This is a genomic window from Niallia sp. FSL W8-0954, assembly GCF_038005605.1.
Classification (GTDB): domain Bacteria; phylum Bacillota; class Bacilli; order Bacillales; family Cytobacillaceae; genus Niallia; species Niallia circulans_A.
Map to the genome: position 1 here is coordinate 1697331 of NZ_JBBOTN010000001.1, position 18388 is coordinate 1715718.

Consider the following 18388-nt stretch of genomic DNA (forward strand, 5'->3'; position numbering starts at 1 on the left):
TTGACGAATAAAAGGATAATTATATAAGATACAGAGATTTGTCACATCCTAAGGAAATAAAATAATTTTTGCATGTTGCTATGAATTTATTTGGAGGAGGAAATTTTAGATGAATTATGCTGATGACAGTCTTATGCTTCATACCGATCTCTACCAAATTAACATGATGGAGACCTATTGGAGAGATAGGATACATGAGCGAAAAGCTGTATTTGAACTTTATTTTCGCAAGCTGCCATTTGGTAATGGCTTTGCTGTTTTTGCTGGTTTAGAACGGATTTTATCTTATATAAAAAATTGCCGATTTACAGATAGTGATATTGATTATTTAAGAAATGAAGTTGGCTATAAGGAGGATTTTTTAGATTACCTAAAAAATGTTACTTTTTCAGGAGACATTTATTGCATGCAAGAAGGAGAGCTAGTATTTGCTAATGAACCTATTCTCCGTGTAGAAGCTTCACTTGCAGAAGCGCAATTAGTGGAGACTGCATTGTTAAATATTGTTAATTATCAAACGCTTATTGCCACGAAAGCTGCGAGAATGAAGCAGGTTATTGGCAGTCAAACGGCGATGGAGTTTGGGACAAGAAGAGCGCAGGAAATGGATGCGGCGATTTGGGGAACAAGGGCTGCCTTTATCGGAGGATTTTCTGCAACTAGTAATGTAAGGGCTGGTAAGATTTTTGGCATTCCTGTATCTGGTACACATGCCCATGCATTAGTTCAAGCGTATCAAGATGAATATGAAGCTTTTAAGAAATATGCAGAGGCGCATACAGACTGCGTTTTTTTAGTGGATACATATGATACACTTCGTTCCGGTATACCAAATGCCATAAAGATTGCAAAGGAATTTGGTGATAAAATTCATTTTAAAGGAATTCGCTTAGACAGTGGAGATTTAGCCTATCTTTCTAAGAAAGCAAGAGCAATGCTCGATGAAGCCGGGTTCTACGATGCGAAAATTATCGCATCGAATGATTTAGATGAGTATACAATTATGAATTTACAGGCAGAAGGAGCAAAGATTGATATTTGGGGAATTGGAACCAAGCTGATAACAGCGTTTGATCAGGCGGCATTAGGAGCTGTGTATAAATTAGTAAGCATTGAAAATGAATCAGGTGAAATGAGGGATACGATAAAATTATCTGGAAATCCGGAAAAGATATCTACACCAGGGCAGAAAAGAGTATATCGAATTATTAACAAGGAAAATGGTCATGCGGAAGGGGATTATATTACCCTCGCATCTGAAGCCATCACACAAGAGCCTTTAAAAATGTTTCATCCTGTTCATCCTTATTTAAATAAGGTGGTAACAAATTACCAGGCAATTGAATTACATCATCCAGTTATAAAGAATGGGCATATTCAAATAACGCCGCCACTATTAACCGATATTCAAAAAAAGGTCGAGGATAACCTAGAGTTGTTATGGAATGAATATAAAAGAACGCTCAATCCGGAAGAGTATCCAGTTGATTTAAGTAAAGCTTGCTGGGAGAACAAGCGCAATTATATAGAGAAAATGAAGGAAAAGACGAACCCAATTTAAAACAGAAGGGAAGAAAATATGGTGAGAAAAATAGGGGTTTATGGATCATCCTTTGATCCCATTACAAATGTTCATCTTTGGACGGCCAGTACAGTTGCTCATCGATGCAAGTTAGATAAAGTCATTTTTCTTCCTTCTTCGAGCAAAAGAAGAGATAAAACAATGGAAACAGCTGATGAACATCGTATAGAGATGGTTAATATGGCAATAGCTGACAATGATAAATTTGCATTCGATGACTATGAAATGAAGCAAGATGGCTGGGAAATCTATACGTATCACACGATGAATTATTTTAAAAAGTTACTTCCAGAAGACGAGGTATATTTCATTATGGGAGCCGATTTACTTGTTGATATTGGTCAAGGTAAATGGACCAAAGGGGAAGAATTAGTAGCGGAAAATCGATTTATCGTTATGGCTCGAAATGGGATTGATATGCTTTCCACGATCAGCCGCTCACCACTTCTTCGCAATCATGATGATGGGAAGACCTTTCACTTGTTAGATAAGGGACTGTCCATGGAAATAAGCTCTACTTATATACGAGAAGAGTTTTCAATGGGGGGAGAACCAAGGTATCTTTTGCCAGAAAAGTGTTATCAATATATAAAGAAAAATAAGTTATATCAATAAACCATTCTAAAAAAAGCATAAAAAAGAACAAAATTAATAAGAAATTAGTAATTGATGAATACTGAATAGTCTGATAGAATGAAGGCAAATCTAAAGGCTATGTGTAACTGGCGAAATACGGATAACCGTAGGGGAGCACATAGTGTCGTATGCCGTTCGCCTGGGCAGAGGTAAGGGAATGAACTCCTTGCCTTTTTCTTTTTTTACTATTGCGGTTGAAAAAGGGATGCAGGATGTTCCAAGCTTACAAAGAATATAATTGATGAAAAAGGGAGCAATGGAGATGAGCACTACGACTGTTAAAGAAGTAAAAACAATTAAAACGTTAAATAATATTGCAGCAAGTGGACTAAACGTATTTAAAAAAGGGAATTTTACAATGGATGATACGTGTGCCAATCCTGATGCGATACTTTTACGCAGCTTTAATATGCATGGGTTGGAATTGGGAGATAATTTAAAGGCAATAGCACGTGCAGGTGCAGGAGTAAATAATATACCAGTTGAACAATGTACTGCAAAAGGAATTGTTGTATTTAATACACCTGGTGCGAATGCAAATGCCGTAAAAGAGATGGTGCTCATGTCATTAATGGCTTCTTCCCGAAATTTATTTGAAGGAGTGTCATGGGCCAAAACCCTTGTTACGGAAGGGGATCAAGTTCCAAAACTTGTGGAAGCAGGTAAAAAACAATTTGTTGGTCATGAAATTAAAGGAAAAACACTAGGTGTAATTGGCTTAGGTGCAATTGGTGCTCTCGTAGCAAACGATGCTCTTGCTCTTGATATGGATGTTATTGGGTATGATCCATTTCTTTCTGTTGATACTGCCTGGAATTTGTCACGTAATGTCAAGCGAGCAATGACATTAGATCAATTATTTGCAGAGTCTGACTACATTACGGTTCATGTTCCATTAACAGAAGACACGAAGGGCATGTTTAATAAAAAGGCATTTTCCTTAATGAAACCAGGGACACAAATTCTAAATTTTTCTCGTGGAGAGCTAGTGAATGAAATAGACATGGCTGTTGCATTGGAAGATGGAAAGATCGGACGCTATATAACAGACTTCCCAAATGAAAATGTTCTCCAAATGAAAAATACGATTGCAATTCCACATCTTGGAGCATCTACAGGAGAATCAGAAGAAAATTGTGCAGTAATGGCAGCGCGTCAAGTAAAGGATTTCTTAGAAACCGGAAATGTTAAAAATGCAGTAAACTTTCCGAATGCATCTATCCCCTATGCGGGGAAACGTCGGGTGACGGCCTTCCATTTAAATGTTCCTAATATGGTTGGTCAAATGACACAAGTCATTTCTACTTATCAGTTAAATATTGCTGATATGATAAATAGAAGTCGAGGCGAGTATGCATACACGATGATAGATATTGATAACCAAGTAGCGGATGAGATTGTTCCTCTTTTATCTAAGCAATTAAAGGAAATCGACGGAATTGTAATGCTGAGAGTTATCTAAATACGTAATATAGGAAATAGACATGATAGGCTCTAAGGTGAAATGGATTTTTTGCCGGAGTCTATTTGTATATAATTGGATCTTGCTAGATTTGAAGTAGAGTGCTAAATGGTTCTCCCTATAGGATGGAAACACGTTTATTAAATTAGAATTTTTATAGTAAAAAGGGCTGTCCTATAAGACAACCCTTCAGTTTGTCGACAAAAGATTTTGGAGAAGTGGAATTGCATTTTCATGCGTTGCTTGGAGTGGAGGGGGTGAGACTCCTGTGGGATTAGCGAGACAGCCTGAGACCCTACAGGCTGAAGGCCGAAGCGGCTCAGCGCGAGCCTCACGGAAAGCGAACCCCCCGGAGCGGAAAGCAATACCTTGATTCAAAGAATAAAGTTTCTTTACTCAAACTTCCATTTCCAAAATACCGGAGTTTGTTTACAGTCAGAAGGGCTGTCCAACAGGACAACCCTTTTGCTTAATACGGTTTATTTAAATAACACACTTACTGACTTATGTTCATAAACGCGGCTGATGGCATCACTTAGTAATTCAGCAATAGATAACTGTGTAATCTTGTCGATTCTTTTTTCTTCCGTAAGTGGAATGCTGTTTGTTACAATCAATTCCTTAATTTGTGATTCTTGAATCATATCAATAGCTGGTTCAGATAAAACAGGATGAATACAGCATGCGTATATGTCTTCAGCGCCATTATCAAGTAAGGCTTTCGCGGCAGTAGTAATTCGATAAGAGGTATCCACTATATCGTCTATAATAATTGCCGTTTTTCCTTCAATATTACCAACAACGTTTACTTCGCGTGGACCGAAATCTTTTGGGCCTCGTTTATCGATAATAGCGATAGGTGCTTTTAAGCGGTCTGCGAGCTCACGTGCACGAGTTACGCTGCCGTGGTCTGGGGCAACTACAACAACATCATGTGAAAATTCTTTCGTATTTAAATAATCGGCAAGGAGCGGGATACCTACTAATTGATCAACTGGGATATTAAAGAAGCCTTGTGTTTGTGGTGCATGTAAATCTAAAGTTATCACACGGTCTGCACCAGATTTTTGAATTAAATTGGCAACTAGCTTAGCGGTAATGGGCTCTCTTGGCTGAGCTTTTCTATCTTGACGTGCATATCCATAATACGGAATAACAACGTTAATAGTGTTAACAGAAGCTCGTTTTAACGCATCTATCATGATAAGCAATTCCATAATACTTTGATTTACTGGATCACATGTAGATTGAATAACAAATACTTCGCAGCCGCGGACACTTTCTTCAATATTGATTTGAATTTCACCATCACTGAATTTTTTGACTGTACATTTTCCTAATTCGGTACCAAGATGATCCACGATTTCTTGAGCTAGTTCTAGCGACGAATTGAGTGCGAAAACTTTTAATTTGGTTCCTTGATATGTATTGGGCATGAATGCTTCCTCCTATAATTTGAACATTCTTAGTGATGATTCATTTTCCTAAAGATACTTCTATCAAATATTGTAGGTTACTGATATTTGCATTGCAACCTAATAATAGTTTTTTTTCTTAATGAAACATCTTTCTCTTGCAAGTGGGAGCAATAGAATAGTATTAATACTTTATAGTCCAATAATCTGCTTTTCCAAACCTAAAATGAAAGATTGTTTTTTAAAAGAAACTTTTGCAATTCGATAAATACAGAGATTCGTGTATCTTGTCTTAGAATGTGCTAAACTATATTTCGTTAACTCTTGTTACATAAAAAAATTTAAATAGTATAACTGAAAAGAGAGTGATTAAACATGCAGCAAGAAACATTGTCTAGAGGATTGAAAAACAGACATGTTCAATTAATTGCAATTGGAGGAGCAATAGGAACAGGGCTTTTTCTAGGGGCTGGTAAATCAATCCACTTAGCGGGCCCATCTATTCTATTTGCCTACATCATAACTGGTATCATTTGTTTTTTGATTATGCGAGCACTAGGAGAGCTGCTTTTATCTAATCTGGAATATCATTCCTTCGTAGATTTTGTAAATGACTATTTTGGCAAAAAAGCTGCCTTTGTAACAGGATGGACGTACTGGTTTTGTTGGATTTCGATTGCAATGGCAGATTTAACTGCTATCGGCTTGTATACAAAGCTTTGGTTTCCTCATGTACCTCAATGGTTACCAGGTTTTATTGCTTTAATTGTCTTACTTATTATGAACTTAGCTACAGTAAAGCTTTTTGGAGAGATGGAATTTTGGTTCGCTTTAGTTAAAGTTATTGCCATTATTGCATTAATTATTATTGGCTTCATTATGATAGTAAAAGGCTTTTCAACAGATGCGGGTCCTTCAAGCTTTACCAATCTGTGGAATCATGGCGGCATGTTTCCTAATGGAATGAATGGGTTTATTCTTTCTTTTCAAATGGTTGTTTTTGCTTTTGTAGGAATTGAATTAGTAGGGCTTACAGCTGGGGAAACTGAGAATCCTGAAAAGGTTATTCCAAAGGCAATTAATAATATTCCGATAAGAATTTTAATTTTTTATGTGGGGGCATTGCTTATTATTATGAGTATTTACCCTTGGAATGCCATTAATCCCGCTGAAAGTCCTTTTGTTCAAGTATTCCTGGCTGTTGGGATAACAGCAGCGGCAGGAATTGTGAACTTTGTCGTGTTAACTTCCGCAGCATCAGCCTGTAACAGTGCGATTTTTAGCACAAGCAGAATGATGTTTGCGTTGGCAAAGGAAAAGAATGCACCAGAATCTCTTGCTAAATTAACAAAAAATCAAGTGCCATCAAATGCGCTATTCTTTTCTGTGATTGTCGTGTTAATTGCTGTTATTTTAAATTACATCATGCCAGAAGGCGTATTTACGTTAATCACAAGCATATCGACCGTTTGCTTTATCTTTATTTGGGCAATTACTGTTCTTTGTCATTTAAAGTATCGTAAATCACGCCCAGTACTAGCGGCAAAAAATAAATTTAAAATGCCACTCTTTCCATTTGCAAATTATCTTATTCTTCTTTTTCTAGCGTTTGTCCTTGTTGTATTAGCGCTTGCTGAAGATACAAGAGTTGCATTATTTGTTACACCAGTCTGGTTTATCTTGTTATTGGTGATTTATCAAATTAAGTGGAAACAATCTGCAAATTAATAGATTTCTTTTAAAAATAGAGCCTGAAATTGATTTACATATCGGTTTCAGGCTTTGTTTTTTTGAGTGGCAAAAGATTTGAAAAAATCAAAAAAATATATTGACAAAATCTTCAATAAAATGCTATTATATTCTTCTTTTGAAAAGGAGGGAGAAGCATTGATTAAGGTTAAGGGAATCAATAAATCCTTTAAGGTTGCGAAGAGGGCAGCAGGTCTTCGAGAAGGACTGAAAGCTCTTGTTTCAAGGGAGCATACGATTGTCCATGCATTAAAGGATGTAAGTTTTACAATAAATCCTGGAGAAATTGTGGGGTATATCGGTCCAAATGGAGCAGGAAAATCAACGACGATTAAAGTAATGAGTGGTATTCTAGTACCAGACAGCGGCGCTTGTGAAATTATGGGCTATACCCCTTGGCAGGATCGTGTAGAATATGTGAAAAATATTGGCGTAGTTTTTGGGCAGCGATCCCAGCTATGGTGGGACGTCCCAGTAATTGATTCATTTGCCCTTTTAAAAGATATTTATCATGTATCAGACAAGGACTATAAGGAAACACTCTCGTTATTAATGGAAACACTCGAGTTAAAAGATATCATACATTCACCAGTAAGACAGCTCAGTTTAGGGCAGCGGATGCGTTGTGAAATTGCTGCTTCTCTTATCCATAATCCACAAATTCTCTTCTTAGATGAACCTACCATTGGTCTTGATGCAGTAAGCAAGATAGCAGTAAGAAATTTTATAAAAAAAATCAATAAACAAAAGAACGTAACGGTTATCCTGACAACACATGATATGTTTGATATCGAAGCACTATGTGACCGTGTTCTTCTAATAGGAAAAGGGAGCCTGTTATATGATGGGAATTTGCAGGAATTAAGAAGCCGTTTTGGCTCCCATCGTACCATTACTGCAGACTATAAATCTAGCAATGCACCAATTGAAATTCCAGGAGCCGATATTCTTTCTTGGACGGAGGAAAGAGCCATTTTAAGTGTAGATACATCGGTAATTTCTGTCTCGGAAGTTATTATGCAATTGTCTCATTCTCTGGATCTTGTCGACGTTTCTGTAACATCACAGCCGATTGAAGATATTATTGTACAGCTTTATAAGGAGTACGAAATATGAGGATAATTAAACCATATGTGGCTGTGTTAAGATTACGATTATTAAATGGGATGCAATACCGGGCAGCCGCTTTAGCGGGAGTGGCTACACAGTTTTTCTGGGGATTTATTTATATTATGATTTTTCAAGCTTTTTATGCACAAACGATGGGAGAACAGCCGATTTCCTTGGAAGAATTAGTTACTTATTTATGGTTGCAGCAATCTTTTTTAGCGTTTATTATGCTATGGTTTCGTGACAATGAATTGTTTGATTTAATAACGACAGGAAATATTGCCTATGAGTTATGCAGACCAATTGGGATTTATGAATACTGGTTTAGTAAGTTATTAGCGCAGCGGTTAGCAAGTGCGCTGCTAAGGTGCTTCCCCATACTATTACTGGCATTTCTCCTTCCGTCTGCTTATCGGCTAATGTTACCGCCAGATTTAAAAACATTTATATTATTTTGTATTTCCCTCTTATTAGGATTGTTCGTATTAGTGTCTATTTCTATGTTTATTTATATTTCCGTTTTTATTACGCTTTCCCCAATGGGATCTTTGTTAGTATTTGGTGTAGTAGGGGAGTTCTTTGCTGGAATGGTAATACCTATTCCGCTTTTGCCAGAGTGGCTTCAGCAAATTGTTTACCTTCTTCCCTTCCGATTAACGGCAGATTTTCCGTTTCGAGTCTATTCTGGTAACATTCCGAACAGCGAAGCAGTTGAAGGAATCATGATTCAATTAATATGGCTGGTAGCACTTGTGTTTCTTGGGAAAATGGCATTACATAAAGCGATGAAAAAAGTCATTGTACAAGGAGGGTAAATATTATGCGCCTTTATTTTCAATACCTTCTGCTATTATTTAAATCACAAATGCAGTATCGAACGTCTTTTTGGCTATTGTCATTAGGGCAGTTTCTTGTTCCCTTTTCTGCCTTTGCTGGATTATATTTCTTGTTTGAAAGGTTTGGGCAAATTAAAGGCTGGGATTTTTATGAGGTTGGTCTTTGTTTTGCTGTCATTCATATGGCTTTTGCATTAAGTGAATGCTTCGCAAGAGGATTTGATAATTTCTCCAGTCTTGTTGCCAGCGGTGATTTTGATAGATTGCTTGTTCGACCAAGGACGACTTTTATACAAGTGTTAGGTTCGAAATTTGAATTTACAAGAGTGGGAAGGTTATTGCAGAGTGTTATGGTTCTAGGGTGGGCTTTATTTAATCTAGCAATTGATTGGAACATAATGAAGTGCATCACCCTATTGTTAATGATTTTAAGTGGTGTTTTTATTTTTACAGGAATATTTATTTTGGCAGCGACTCTTAGCTTTTGGACCATTCAAGGATTGGAGATTGCTAATATTTTTACCGATGGTGGCAGGGAAATGGCTCAGTATCCATTAAATATTTATCAAAAATGGGTGACGCGTTTTTTTACTTTTGTTATTCCTTTTGGCGCTGTCAATTATTTACCTTTGCTTTACCTCCTTGGTAAGGGAGGAGAAGCAGAATGGTTATATATGCTAACACCGCTGGCAGGTATTCTATTTATCCTTCCTTGTATTCTTGTGTGGATAGTTGGTGTGCGTCACTATCGGTCAACCGGTTCGTAATATGGAATGTTTCCTAATCTATTAATGGTGGTATAAATCTAGTAGATAAATATATACATCATGAAATAATGGGAGGCGTTTTAAAATGAATAAAGATTCAAACACAAACCCTGCAGGCAAAACTCATCAGCCTGACGAGAAGAAACAAAAGGATGAAGCTTCAAAAGGATTGAAAGAAACGCATGATCAAGCAAATGATAGTTTAACAGAAGGAACAATTGATAAGAAAAAAAACAAAGAATAACCATTTTAAACTTTAAGAAGATGGAGAAAACGAGGAATCGTTTTCTCCATCTTCTTTATGTCACTAAATAATAGATAAGGGGGCAAGAAGAGGATATAATTATAGCGGCAAAAATAAAGTAAAGAAAGGTTGTTGGAATGAAAAAAAGATGGAAGATATTAATTGGTTTTTTGGTTTTGTTGCTTATCCTATTTGGTGCCTATCAACTAATGAACGCTCGATCTTTTCAATTATTCGGTGGATTAACCGATTATGTAAAGACAAAGGAGAAAGTAGTTGCTTTAACATTTGATGATGGACCTACTAAAAATGTAGATGATATTCTGTCCTTACTAGATGCTTACGATGCAAAAGCAACTTTTTTTCTAATTGGAAATGAAATAGAAAAAAATCCTCTTTTGGCAGAGGAAATTGCGGAAAAAGGACATCAACTTGGAAATCATACATACTCACATGAGCGTATGATATTTAAGTCGCAAGCTTTTATAAGGAATGAAGTAGAAAAAACAAATCAATTAATTGAAAAAGCTGGTTATACAGGTGAAATAGACTTCAGACCGCCTAATGGAAAGAAGCTAGTTGGGCTTCCTTATTTCTTGAAACAAGCAGAAATAGATACGATTCTATGGAACATGGAGCCTGATACGTATTATCAGACAGCAGAAGACAAGATAAACTATGTGAAAGAGTCAGTAAAGCCAGGGTCCATTATTTTGATGCACCCAATGTATGATAAGACAGGGCAAGAACGAAAAGCGCTAAAAGGAATTTTAAAAACACTAACAGAAGCTGGGTATACATTTGTTACGGTTAATGAACTTCAAGAGATGGCAGATAGCAATAATTAATTGTTAAATAGCAAAGAGAAAAAGGTATGTGGATTTTAGCCAGATACCTTTTTTTATGAATGAAATACCTTAGCTTTCACGTTTCACTGCAAAGGGTGGATGCTCCATCCAGCCATTTTTAATCATAATTTTAGCAGCATCTTCTGTAAATAAACCTATCTGTGTTAATGCTCTTGTATACATAAAGGCAATATCATGCCGACCATTTACAGCTATTGAGTTTCCAAAGGATCTGATTTTCATCGAAAACATATCCATTTTATGAAATAACATTATTTTATCCGAAAAAGGAGAAACGGTTGATGTTGTAATTAAGTGATCAAGAAACGATGGTGTTGGTAAATGATCATTATGTAGTTTTTCCATATACTGTTCAACATGTTTATCGGTAAAGTTCCTTCCTCTTATAAAGAGTTCCCGAATCTCTTCCTGTTGGACAACTTGACTAAATGCCATAATCAATGCTTTACTCGCAACATTGTTCTCGATATTATCGTAAAGATGTGCTATTTCTAATGCATGTAAAGATCTTACATGTCCAAAATAGCCATTTAAAAAATCCTTCTGAACAAACATTTGACTTTCAGGAATGGGAATAATAGGCGGTTTACGGGTGAAGCCCTTTTTCATTAATATTTCCTTAATTTGCTCTATTAAACGTACGGTAGAACTCATACAATATTGGAAAAGTTCTTTTACATCCTTTCGAAAAACAAGGGGAATAGCTACGTTATAAATGCTTATTCCAGCCTTAGCGGCATACTTAAGATAATGAACATAGTATTCATCTTCAAACAAACGAGGAGCATGAAGGTTTACATCTTCTTCTAGGGAAAAACCCTTTGGCAATGGAAAATTCTCCTTTGAAAGTATTTCTGCTGATATAGATAAAAATTCTGTGCTCAACTTTAAGGCGTTTTTCAATAGCTTTTTAATATCAGAATCCTCGACATGCTGAAGGAAATAATGGAGAAAACATTTTGACATGCTGTTGCCCATATACGTTGCCCAAAGTTTACCTAATTCCGCTGATGTTAGCTTTTCACTTAGGTCAGTTTGTTTTAAATCTATATTCAATGGTTTTGGTCTCGCGTCCATCTCAAAAAACTCCTTTAGTTGGTTTTGTTTAGTATTCACAGACATATTTAATCGTATGCTAAATTTACTTATTAATATTGAATCAATTTTTTAGCTTTTTCCTTTTTATAAGGGAAGACCTTTCACTCTATGTACCAATCGTTTAGAATAATTACAGAAAAGAAAACTTATGGGAGTAGAAAATGAAAATACTAATAGTTGAAGATGATAAAACAATTGCTTCTGGTTTAGATTACAGTTTACAAAGTGAAAATTATGAAACAATTATTTGTCATGATGCCAAAGGTGCGAGAAAAACGATAGAGGCAGAGCTTAACCATATCGATCTATGTTTATTTGACTTGTCTCTGCCAGATGGTTCTGGTTATGAATTATGTGAGCTTGTGAAAAGTAAATCAGATAAGCCCGTTATCTTTTTAACGGCATTAGATGATGAAGTTAATGTAGTAATGGGACTTGATATGGGGGCAGATGACTATATTACTAAACCGTTTCGCCTGAGAGAGCTTCTTTCAAGAATAAAATCCGTATTGCGCCGCTACAATGTACAGCCCCAAAATACTACTTTCATCGAAATCGACGATATACGTATTAATACTTTGGAAGGAAAGATCTATAAAAAGGATGAAGAAGTAGTAGTCACGGCCCTGGAATACCGGTTATTTTTGATATTCGCCAATAATTTAGGCCAAGTTTTAACAAGGACACAGCTATTGGAGCGAATCTGGGATGTTGCAGGGGATTTTGTTAATGACAATACCTTAACAGTTTACATTAAAAGGCTCCGCGAGAAATTAGAAGATAATCCCCAAAAGCCAACCATTATAAAAACTGTCCGTGGTCTTGGTTATAAGGTAGGTGACTAGTAATGCTTCGTAATCGGGAATGGAAAGTACTGATACTTATTTTAGCAATCATAAGCATAGTAGCGATTATATATGCGCTTACCGTCTTTTCTTTCGCTGTGGCCGCATATTTGCTTAGCGTTATCAGCATTATTTTTATTAGCTTTTTTTTATTTACAAGATTCCGTTATAAGGAAATAGAAAACCTTTCGAGCTACTTACAGCGAATAAGTAATGGAGATGAAAGTCTGGACATCCGCGACAATGTCGAAGGTGAATTAAGTATTTTAAAAAATAATATCTATAAAGTTACCTTAATGCTTTCTGAACATAGCTCACTTCTTCGTCAGGAAAAATTGAAACTGACAGATGCAATTTCTGATATCTCTCATCAATTGAAAACACCGCTGACTTCCATGGTGGTAATGACTGACTTGTTAAGCAATCCCCATCTAGAGGAATCAAAACGGCGTGAGTTTACGAATAATATCTCGATACAGCTGGAAAGAATGGAGTGGTTAGTTTCTTCTTTGCTGAAATTATCGAAAATGGATGCTGGGACGATTCCTTTTAAAAAGGAAAAAGTAGTTGTGAAAGCACTAATTCATAAGGCGGTTGAACCAGTATTAATTCCGATCGATATAAAAGAACAGACTTTGCAGATTACTGGAGATGATAGTGTTACATACATAGGTGATTTTAACTGGACAGTAGAAGCAATAATAAATATTTTAAAAAATTGTGTAGAACACACCGGAGAAGGTGGACAAATACACATTAGTTTCGCAGAAAATGTTTTGTTTACAGAAATAGTTATTCACGATAACGGCAAAGGCATCGCTAAAAAAGATTTACCTTATATTTTTAAACGATTTTATAAAGGGGAAAATGCTAGTGAAGACAGCATCGGCATAGGCTTAGCAATGGCCTATAGTATTATAAAAAGCCAGCATGGGGATATTGAAGTAAGAAGTAAGATAGGAAAAGGAACTACTTTTCATATTAAATTCTATAAACAAGTGATTTAGTGAAATTGAATTATGGATGATAGCGGAAATTAGAATAGATGAAAAAGAGAATTCGTTTTACTGTGGGGAGGCGTTCATTAAAGGAATGAACGCCATAATTTGTTCGGATGGAAGGGGAAATGGTGTTCATAAAGAGGATGAAAGCCAAAATTGGTTCGACCGGAAGGAAAAGTGGTGTTCATAGAGGGAATGAAAGCCAAAATTGGTGCGGCAGGAAGGGAAAATGGTGTTCATAAAGAGGATGAAAGCCAAAATTGGTTGGGCAGGAAGGAAAATGGTGTTCATAGAGGGAATGAAAGCCAAAATTGGTTCGGTAGGAAGGAAAAATGGTGTTCATAGAGGGAATGAAAGCCAAAATTGGTTCGGTAGGAAGGGAAAATGGTGTTCATAAAGAGGATGAAAGCCAAAACTGGTTGGGCAGCAAGGAAAAATGGTGTTCATAGAGTTAATGAAAGCGGGAATTCGAAAAAGTAGTGTTCAACCAAAGAACCCCCAATATCAATAAATTAACACAAAAGAGCTATAAACCATTTAAAGTGACTAAATTGTCACTTTAAAGTCACTCAATAGTCACTTTAGACAGGTAGACTAAGAGCATCAAGTAATTGGAGGGCGAATAAATGGAAATTTTAAAAATAGAAAATCTGTCTAAAGTATATGGAAAAGGAGAAACAGCTGTTAAAGCATTGGATAACGTATCCTTTTCTGTTAACAAGGGTGAGTTTGTAGCGATAATTGGACCATCTGGGTCAGGGAAATCGACTTTGCTTCATATGCTAGGTGGGGTAGATAGACCAACAAGTGGAAAAGTTTTTGTAGATAATACAGATATATATCAATTAAATGAAACACAATTAGCTATTTTTAGGAGAAGACAAATTGGTCTTATCTATCAATTTTATAACTTAATCCCCATTTTGTCGGTAGAAGAAAATATTACGCTGCCTCTTCTATTAGATAATCACAAGGTAGATAAAGAACAATTTAATCGCATTGTTTCGATATTAGGTCTGCAGCAAAGATTAGATCACCTGCCTAATCAATTATCTGGGGGACAGCAGCAGCGTGTATCCATTGGACGAGCACTTATCAGTAATCCCGCAATTATGCTGGCAGATGAGCCTACAGGGAATTTAGACAGTAAAAATAGTGAAGAGATTATGGAACTATTAAAAATGTTTAATAAAACCTATAATCAAACACTTATTGTAATTACTCATGATGAACGGATTGCCTTACAGGCGGATCGTGTCATTTCGGTTGAGGATGGAAAAATCGCCAAAAATGAGGTGATTCGTCCATGAATATAATGAATAAACTTACTTTGAGAAATTTAAAGGAGAACAAGCGAAGAACACTAGTGACGATTATTGGCGTCATTATTTCTGTCAGTATGCTGACAGCTGTTGCCACCCTTGGTGTTTCTTTTATTGATTTATTAAAAAGAGATACGATAGCAAGGGGCGGAGAATGGCATGCGCAGTTTATAGGCGTGAATAGCGAGCAAGCTAAAGAGCTAAAAAAAGACAGCAAAATCGAAAAGGTTATCTTATCAAATGATTTGGGTTATGCGGAATGGAAGGATTCAAAAAACGATAATAAACCGTACTTATTTTTTAAACAATATGATGAGCAAGGATTTGAGCAATTTCCAATTCGTTTAAAAGAAGGAACATATCCAAAATCTTCGAATGAAATTATCATATCTGATGAAATGAGGAAGAAAGGGAATAGTTCTTATGCCATCGGTAAGGAAATAAAAGTTAGTATTGGGGAAAGACATGTAAAATCAGATGGAGAAGATACGATATTAACACAAACAGATCCTTTGCAAAGGAATGAAGAAGGAGAAAAAACGGAGGAAATCCAGCAAGCAAAAGCAGCTACATTCAAAATTGTGGGGATTATGGAAACCCCATCATGGGAATCTTCATGGGCACCAGGCTATACAGTTATTAGCTATTTGGACCAAAAGGAGTTAACGACTAACAGCAGCGTCAATGCAAGTGTAGTAATGAAAAAGGTAAAGCAATCTTTATTTGAGGACATGGAATCCTCAGCAAAGAAATTATCTATCGCCAAAGTGAATTTTAATGATGAGCTCCTGCGTTATGAGGGGGTATCTTCACATGATAATGTGCTTGTTACGATGTATTCTCTATTAGGAATTATCATACTTGTAATTGTAATTGGTTCTGTGGCATTGATTTATAATGCTTTTGCCATCAGTGTGTCAGAACGGGCAAGACATTTAGGCATGCTTTCCAGTGTCGGCGCAACGAAGAAACAAAAAAGAAATTCAGTGTTTTTTGAAGGCACAGTTATAGGAGGCATCAGCATCCCGATAGGAATCATTGCGGGACTAGCAGGAATTGGCGCGACATTCTATTTTATAAACAAATATTTTAAAGAAGCTTTAAACACTACAGAAGGTTTAAATGTAGTAGTAACGCCTTATTCTATCTTATTTTCCATTCTGATTTCCATTGTAACAATTTTTATTTCTACCTATCTGCCAGCAAGGAAGGCATCAAAGATTTCAGCAATAGATGCAATTAGACAAACACAAGATATTAAATTATCTGGAAAAAAAGTAAAAACTTCTAAACTTGTGCGCAAGGTATTTGGCTTAGAAGCGGAAATTGGCTTGAAAAATTTAAAACGTAATAAACGAAGATATCAAACCACTGTTTTTTCATTAGTTATAAGTATTTTGCTTTTCTTAACCGTAGCATATTTCACAGATAATATGAAAAAATCAGTTGGGTTATCACAGAAAAATATTGATTATGATATTGCAGTGTCTGGGGATTCTCATACTACAGAGGAAGAGATGCAGATTTTAGCCAATGCACCTAGTGTTACAAAAAGTAATATAATTAAAAGCACCTATGTGAACACTTACCTTCCTGAAGATGTGTTAAGTAAAAATAATAGAGAAAAAGTGAAGAAAGATAAAACTATTCTGGAGAATGGTAAACTATCATTTAATGTGAACTTCTTTGTGCTATCTGATACAGCTATGCAGAAATATGCTAAAACTGCAGGCTTTAATTCCCAAGAATATACGAATCCTAAGGTACCAAAAGGTATTGTGATAGAGAACGTTTCTTATTTTGATCCATATGAAAAGAAATTTGTGGAAGAAAAGGTGATGAATGCAAAACCTGGTGATTATATGGATCTCTATCACTACAATATGGACGAGGAAAAGGATGAAAAGTTTAATAAGATTCAAATTGGCGCATTTACCAATGAAACGATAATGGGGATTGATGCTAATAGTTATGGAACGATTACCATGATTATATCCGATGAGGTTGCAAAGGAATTATTTAAAAATGAAAATTTGGTTATGAATTACACACTCTATTTAAACAGCGAAAATCCAGAGAAGGCCCAAGAGGAATTAGAAGATCTGAAAACAAGCTCGGTCTATATTTACAATGTCGAAAAGGATCGTAAGCAATCAGAGCAGATGATTATGATGATGTCTGTCTTTATGTATGGGTTTATTACCCTCATTTCATTAATTAGTATTGCTAATATCTTTAATACCATTTCTACAAGCATTTCTTTGCGGAAAAGAGAGTTTGCTATGCTGCGTTCGGTTGGAATGACGCCAACTGGCTTTAATAAAATGATCTATTTTGAGAGCATTTTTTATGGAATAAAAGCATTGATGTATGGTCTTCCAATTAGTATTGGAGTAATAGCTATCATATACTGGTCGATAAGCAATACATTTGAATATGGTTTTGCGCTTCCATGGATGAGTATTCTCTATGTAGTTATTGCCATATTTATCATTGTCGCTTCAGCTATGCTATATTCAGTCAGCAAAATTAAGAAAGAAAATATTATCGATGGCTTAAAGCAAGAGAATATTTAATAGAAATAAATAAAAAACTCGTCCATTTTGGCGGGTTTTTTTCATAGGAAAAAGCAAGCAGGTAAGTGCAAGAAGAATGTAGAATCAGTAAGTACGATAGAGGAGGGTAATATGAAGAGAGATATTTTGCAACAAAATAAAGAAAGCTGGGATAAAGTAGCCTATCATTTTAACGGGATTGATGCACTACCAAGTTATGGACCTTTTAGTCAAACAGAAGAGGAATTAAGGCTATTTGAAGAAATAGAAAATAAAAAAGTCCTTGATATCGGCTGTGGCAGCGGACATTCTTTGCTTTATATGGCAGACAAAGGGGCTAGTGAATTATGGGGGATAGACTTATCAGAACAGCAAATTGAAACAGCAAAAGAAACACTTAAAGACTTAACTTCCCATCTATATTGTGCTGCGATGGAAGAAGAAATCGATCTCCCTAAGGTATATTACGACATCGTTTACTCCATCTATGCAATTGGATGGACAACGGATTTAGCTTCTACATTTAAACTTATTTTTTCGTATTTAAAGCCAGGAGGAGTATTTATATTTAGCTGGGACCATCCACTATATGCGTATATGCAAAGTCAAAACGGACAAATCTCTCTTACTGGTTCTTATCAGGAAGAAGGTTTAACATTATACCAAAGATTTAAAGGGGAAGAAGCACCAGTAGTGATACCCAAAAGAAAAATGAGTACATTTATAAATGAATTGATTAAAGCAGGATTTACAATTGAATCTGTTATAGAAAGTGAGGTTTCCAAAAGCTTGGAAACGGTCGAGGCTGAAATCTCTGATCGCTATTATTCCTTATACAAAGCAAGGAAATTTCCAACTACTATGATTATTAAAGCGAGAAGAACATGACATGTGGGA

17 protein-coding genes and 1 riboswitch are annotated in these 18388 nt (G+C 35.9%); of the genes, 15 read left to right on the forward strand and 2 right to left on the reverse strand.

The genetic code is table 11. The annotated features are described in order from the left end of the window. Positions 1-109: 109 nt before the first annotated feature. The 3 genes from NX902_RS08305 (at position 110) to NX902_RS08315 (ending at position 3680) form a co-directional block, all read left to right on the forward strand. Positions 110-1561, forward strand: a complete 1452-nt coding sequence (locus NX902_RS08305) for a nicotinate phosphoribosyltransferase (RefSeq protein ID WP_123259673.1) — start codon at positions 110-112, stop codon at positions 1559-1561. A gap of 18 nt (positions 1562-1579) precedes the next feature. Next, complete coding sequence (nadD, locus tag NX902_RS08310) at positions 1580-2197, forward strand: nicotinate-nucleotide adenylyltransferase (RefSeq protein WP_217279794.1); 618 nt, start codon at positions 1580-1582, stop codon at positions 2195-2197. A 93-nt stretch (positions 2198-2290) separates the two neighbouring features. Then, a riboswitch (ZMP/ZTP riboswitch) is annotated at positions 2291-2370 on the forward strand. A gap of 110 nt (positions 2371-2480) precedes the next feature. After that, positions 2481-3680, forward strand: coding sequence for a phosphoglycerate dehydrogenase (locus NX902_RS08315; RefSeq protein ID WP_095333183.1), 1200 nt, complete (start codon positions 2481-2483; stop codon positions 3678-3680). A 479-nt stretch (positions 3681-4159) separates the two neighbouring features. On the opposite strand, the gene NX902_RS08320 is transcribed toward NX902_RS08315, so the two are convergent. Then, positions 4160-5116 (reverse strand): ribose-phosphate diphosphokinase, encoded by a 957-nt coding sequence (locus tag NX902_RS08320; RefSeq protein ID WP_095333181.1) that lies wholly within the window; start codon positions 5114-5116, stop codon positions 4160-4162. Between the two features lie 354 nt (positions 5117-5470). Between NX902_RS08320 and NX902_RS08325 the strand changes: the two genes are divergently transcribed. From NX902_RS08325 to NX902_RS08350, 6 genes are all read left to right on the forward strand, one after another. Continuing rightward, positions 5471-6823: an amino acid permease gene (locus tag NX902_RS08325; RefSeq protein WP_163186641.1), complete on the forward strand. Its 1353-nt coding sequence runs from the start codon at positions 5471-5473 to the stop codon at positions 6821-6823. Between the two features lie 159 nt (positions 6824-6982). Further along, positions 6983-7960 (forward strand): ABC transporter ATP-binding protein, encoded by a 978-nt coding sequence (locus NX902_RS08330; protein ID WP_171509489.1) that lies wholly within the window; start codon positions 6983-6985, stop codon positions 7958-7960. Then, entirely contained in the window at positions 7957-8769 is an 813-nt protein-coding gene (locus tag NX902_RS08335) for an ABC transporter permease (protein WP_217279807.1), read from the forward strand. The genes NX902_RS08330 and NX902_RS08335 overlap by 4 nt, the downstream gene beginning before the upstream one ends. Positions 8770-8774: 5 nt before the next feature. Beyond that, positions 8775-9557 carry an ABC transporter permease gene (locus NX902_RS08340; protein ID WP_095333177.1) on the forward strand — a complete coding sequence of 261 codons (783 nt, stop codon included), beginning with the start codon at positions 8775-8777 and terminating at the stop codon, positions 9555-9557. 85 nt (positions 9558-9642) lie between these two features. Further along, positions 9643-9801 carry a YozQ family protein gene (locus NX902_RS08345; protein WP_095333175.1) on the forward strand — a complete coding sequence of 53 codons (159 nt, stop codon included), beginning with the start codon at positions 9643-9645 and terminating at the stop codon, positions 9799-9801. 137 nt (positions 9802-9938) lie between these two features. Beyond that, on the forward strand, positions 9939-10649 hold the full coding sequence (locus NX902_RS08350) for a polysaccharide deacetylase family protein (RefSeq protein ID WP_123257363.1): 711 nt from the start codon (positions 9939-9941) through the stop codon (positions 10647-10649). Between the two features lie 69 nt (positions 10650-10718). Here the strand turns inward: NX902_RS08350 and NX902_RS08355 are convergent, their stop codons facing one another. After that, the gene (locus tag NX902_RS08355; RefSeq protein WP_163186639.1) at positions 10719-11747 is read right to left on the reverse strand and encodes a DUF3231 family protein; all 1029 of its coding nucleotides are present in this window, start codon (positions 11745-11747) and stop codon (positions 10719-10721) included. Positions 11748-11929: 182 nt separating this feature from the next. Here NX902_RS08355 and NX902_RS08360 point away from each other — a divergent pair, with 182 nt between their 5' ends. The 6 genes from NX902_RS08360 to NX902_RS08385 all read left to right on the forward strand — a co-directional run bounded on the left by NX902_RS08360 (position 11930) and on the right by NX902_RS08385 (position 18379). Beyond that, complete coding sequence (locus NX902_RS08360) at positions 11930-12613, forward strand: response regulator transcription factor (RefSeq protein WP_171509492.1); 684 nt, start codon at positions 11930-11932, stop codon at positions 12611-12613. A gap of 2 nt (positions 12614-12615) precedes the next feature. Then, positions 12616-13620, forward strand: coding sequence for a sensor histidine kinase (locus NX902_RS08365; protein ID WP_123257364.1), 1005 nt, complete (start codon positions 12616-12618; stop codon positions 13618-13620). Between the two features lie 189 nt (positions 13621-13809). Further along, complete coding sequence (locus NX902_RS08370) at positions 13810-13959, forward strand: hypothetical protein (RefSeq protein WP_204259871.1); 150 nt, start codon at positions 13810-13812, stop codon at positions 13957-13959. Positions 13960-14240: 281 nt separating this feature from the next. Beyond that, entirely contained in the window at positions 14241-14924 is a 684-nt protein-coding gene (locus NX902_RS08375) for an ABC transporter ATP-binding protein (protein ID WP_047941584.1), read from the forward strand. Positions 14925-14929: 5 nt separating this feature from the next. Next, the gene (locus NX902_RS08380; protein ID WP_341160682.1) at positions 14930-17512 is read left to right on the forward strand and encodes an ABC transporter permease; all 2583 of its coding nucleotides are present in this window, start codon (positions 14930-14932) and stop codon (positions 17510-17512) included. 111 nt (positions 17513-17623) lie between these two features. Then, positions 17624-18379 (forward strand): methyltransferase domain-containing protein, encoded by a 756-nt coding sequence (locus NX902_RS08385; protein WP_163186633.1) that lies wholly within the window; start codon positions 17624-17626, stop codon positions 18377-18379. Positions 18380-18388 lie beyond the last annotated feature (9 nt).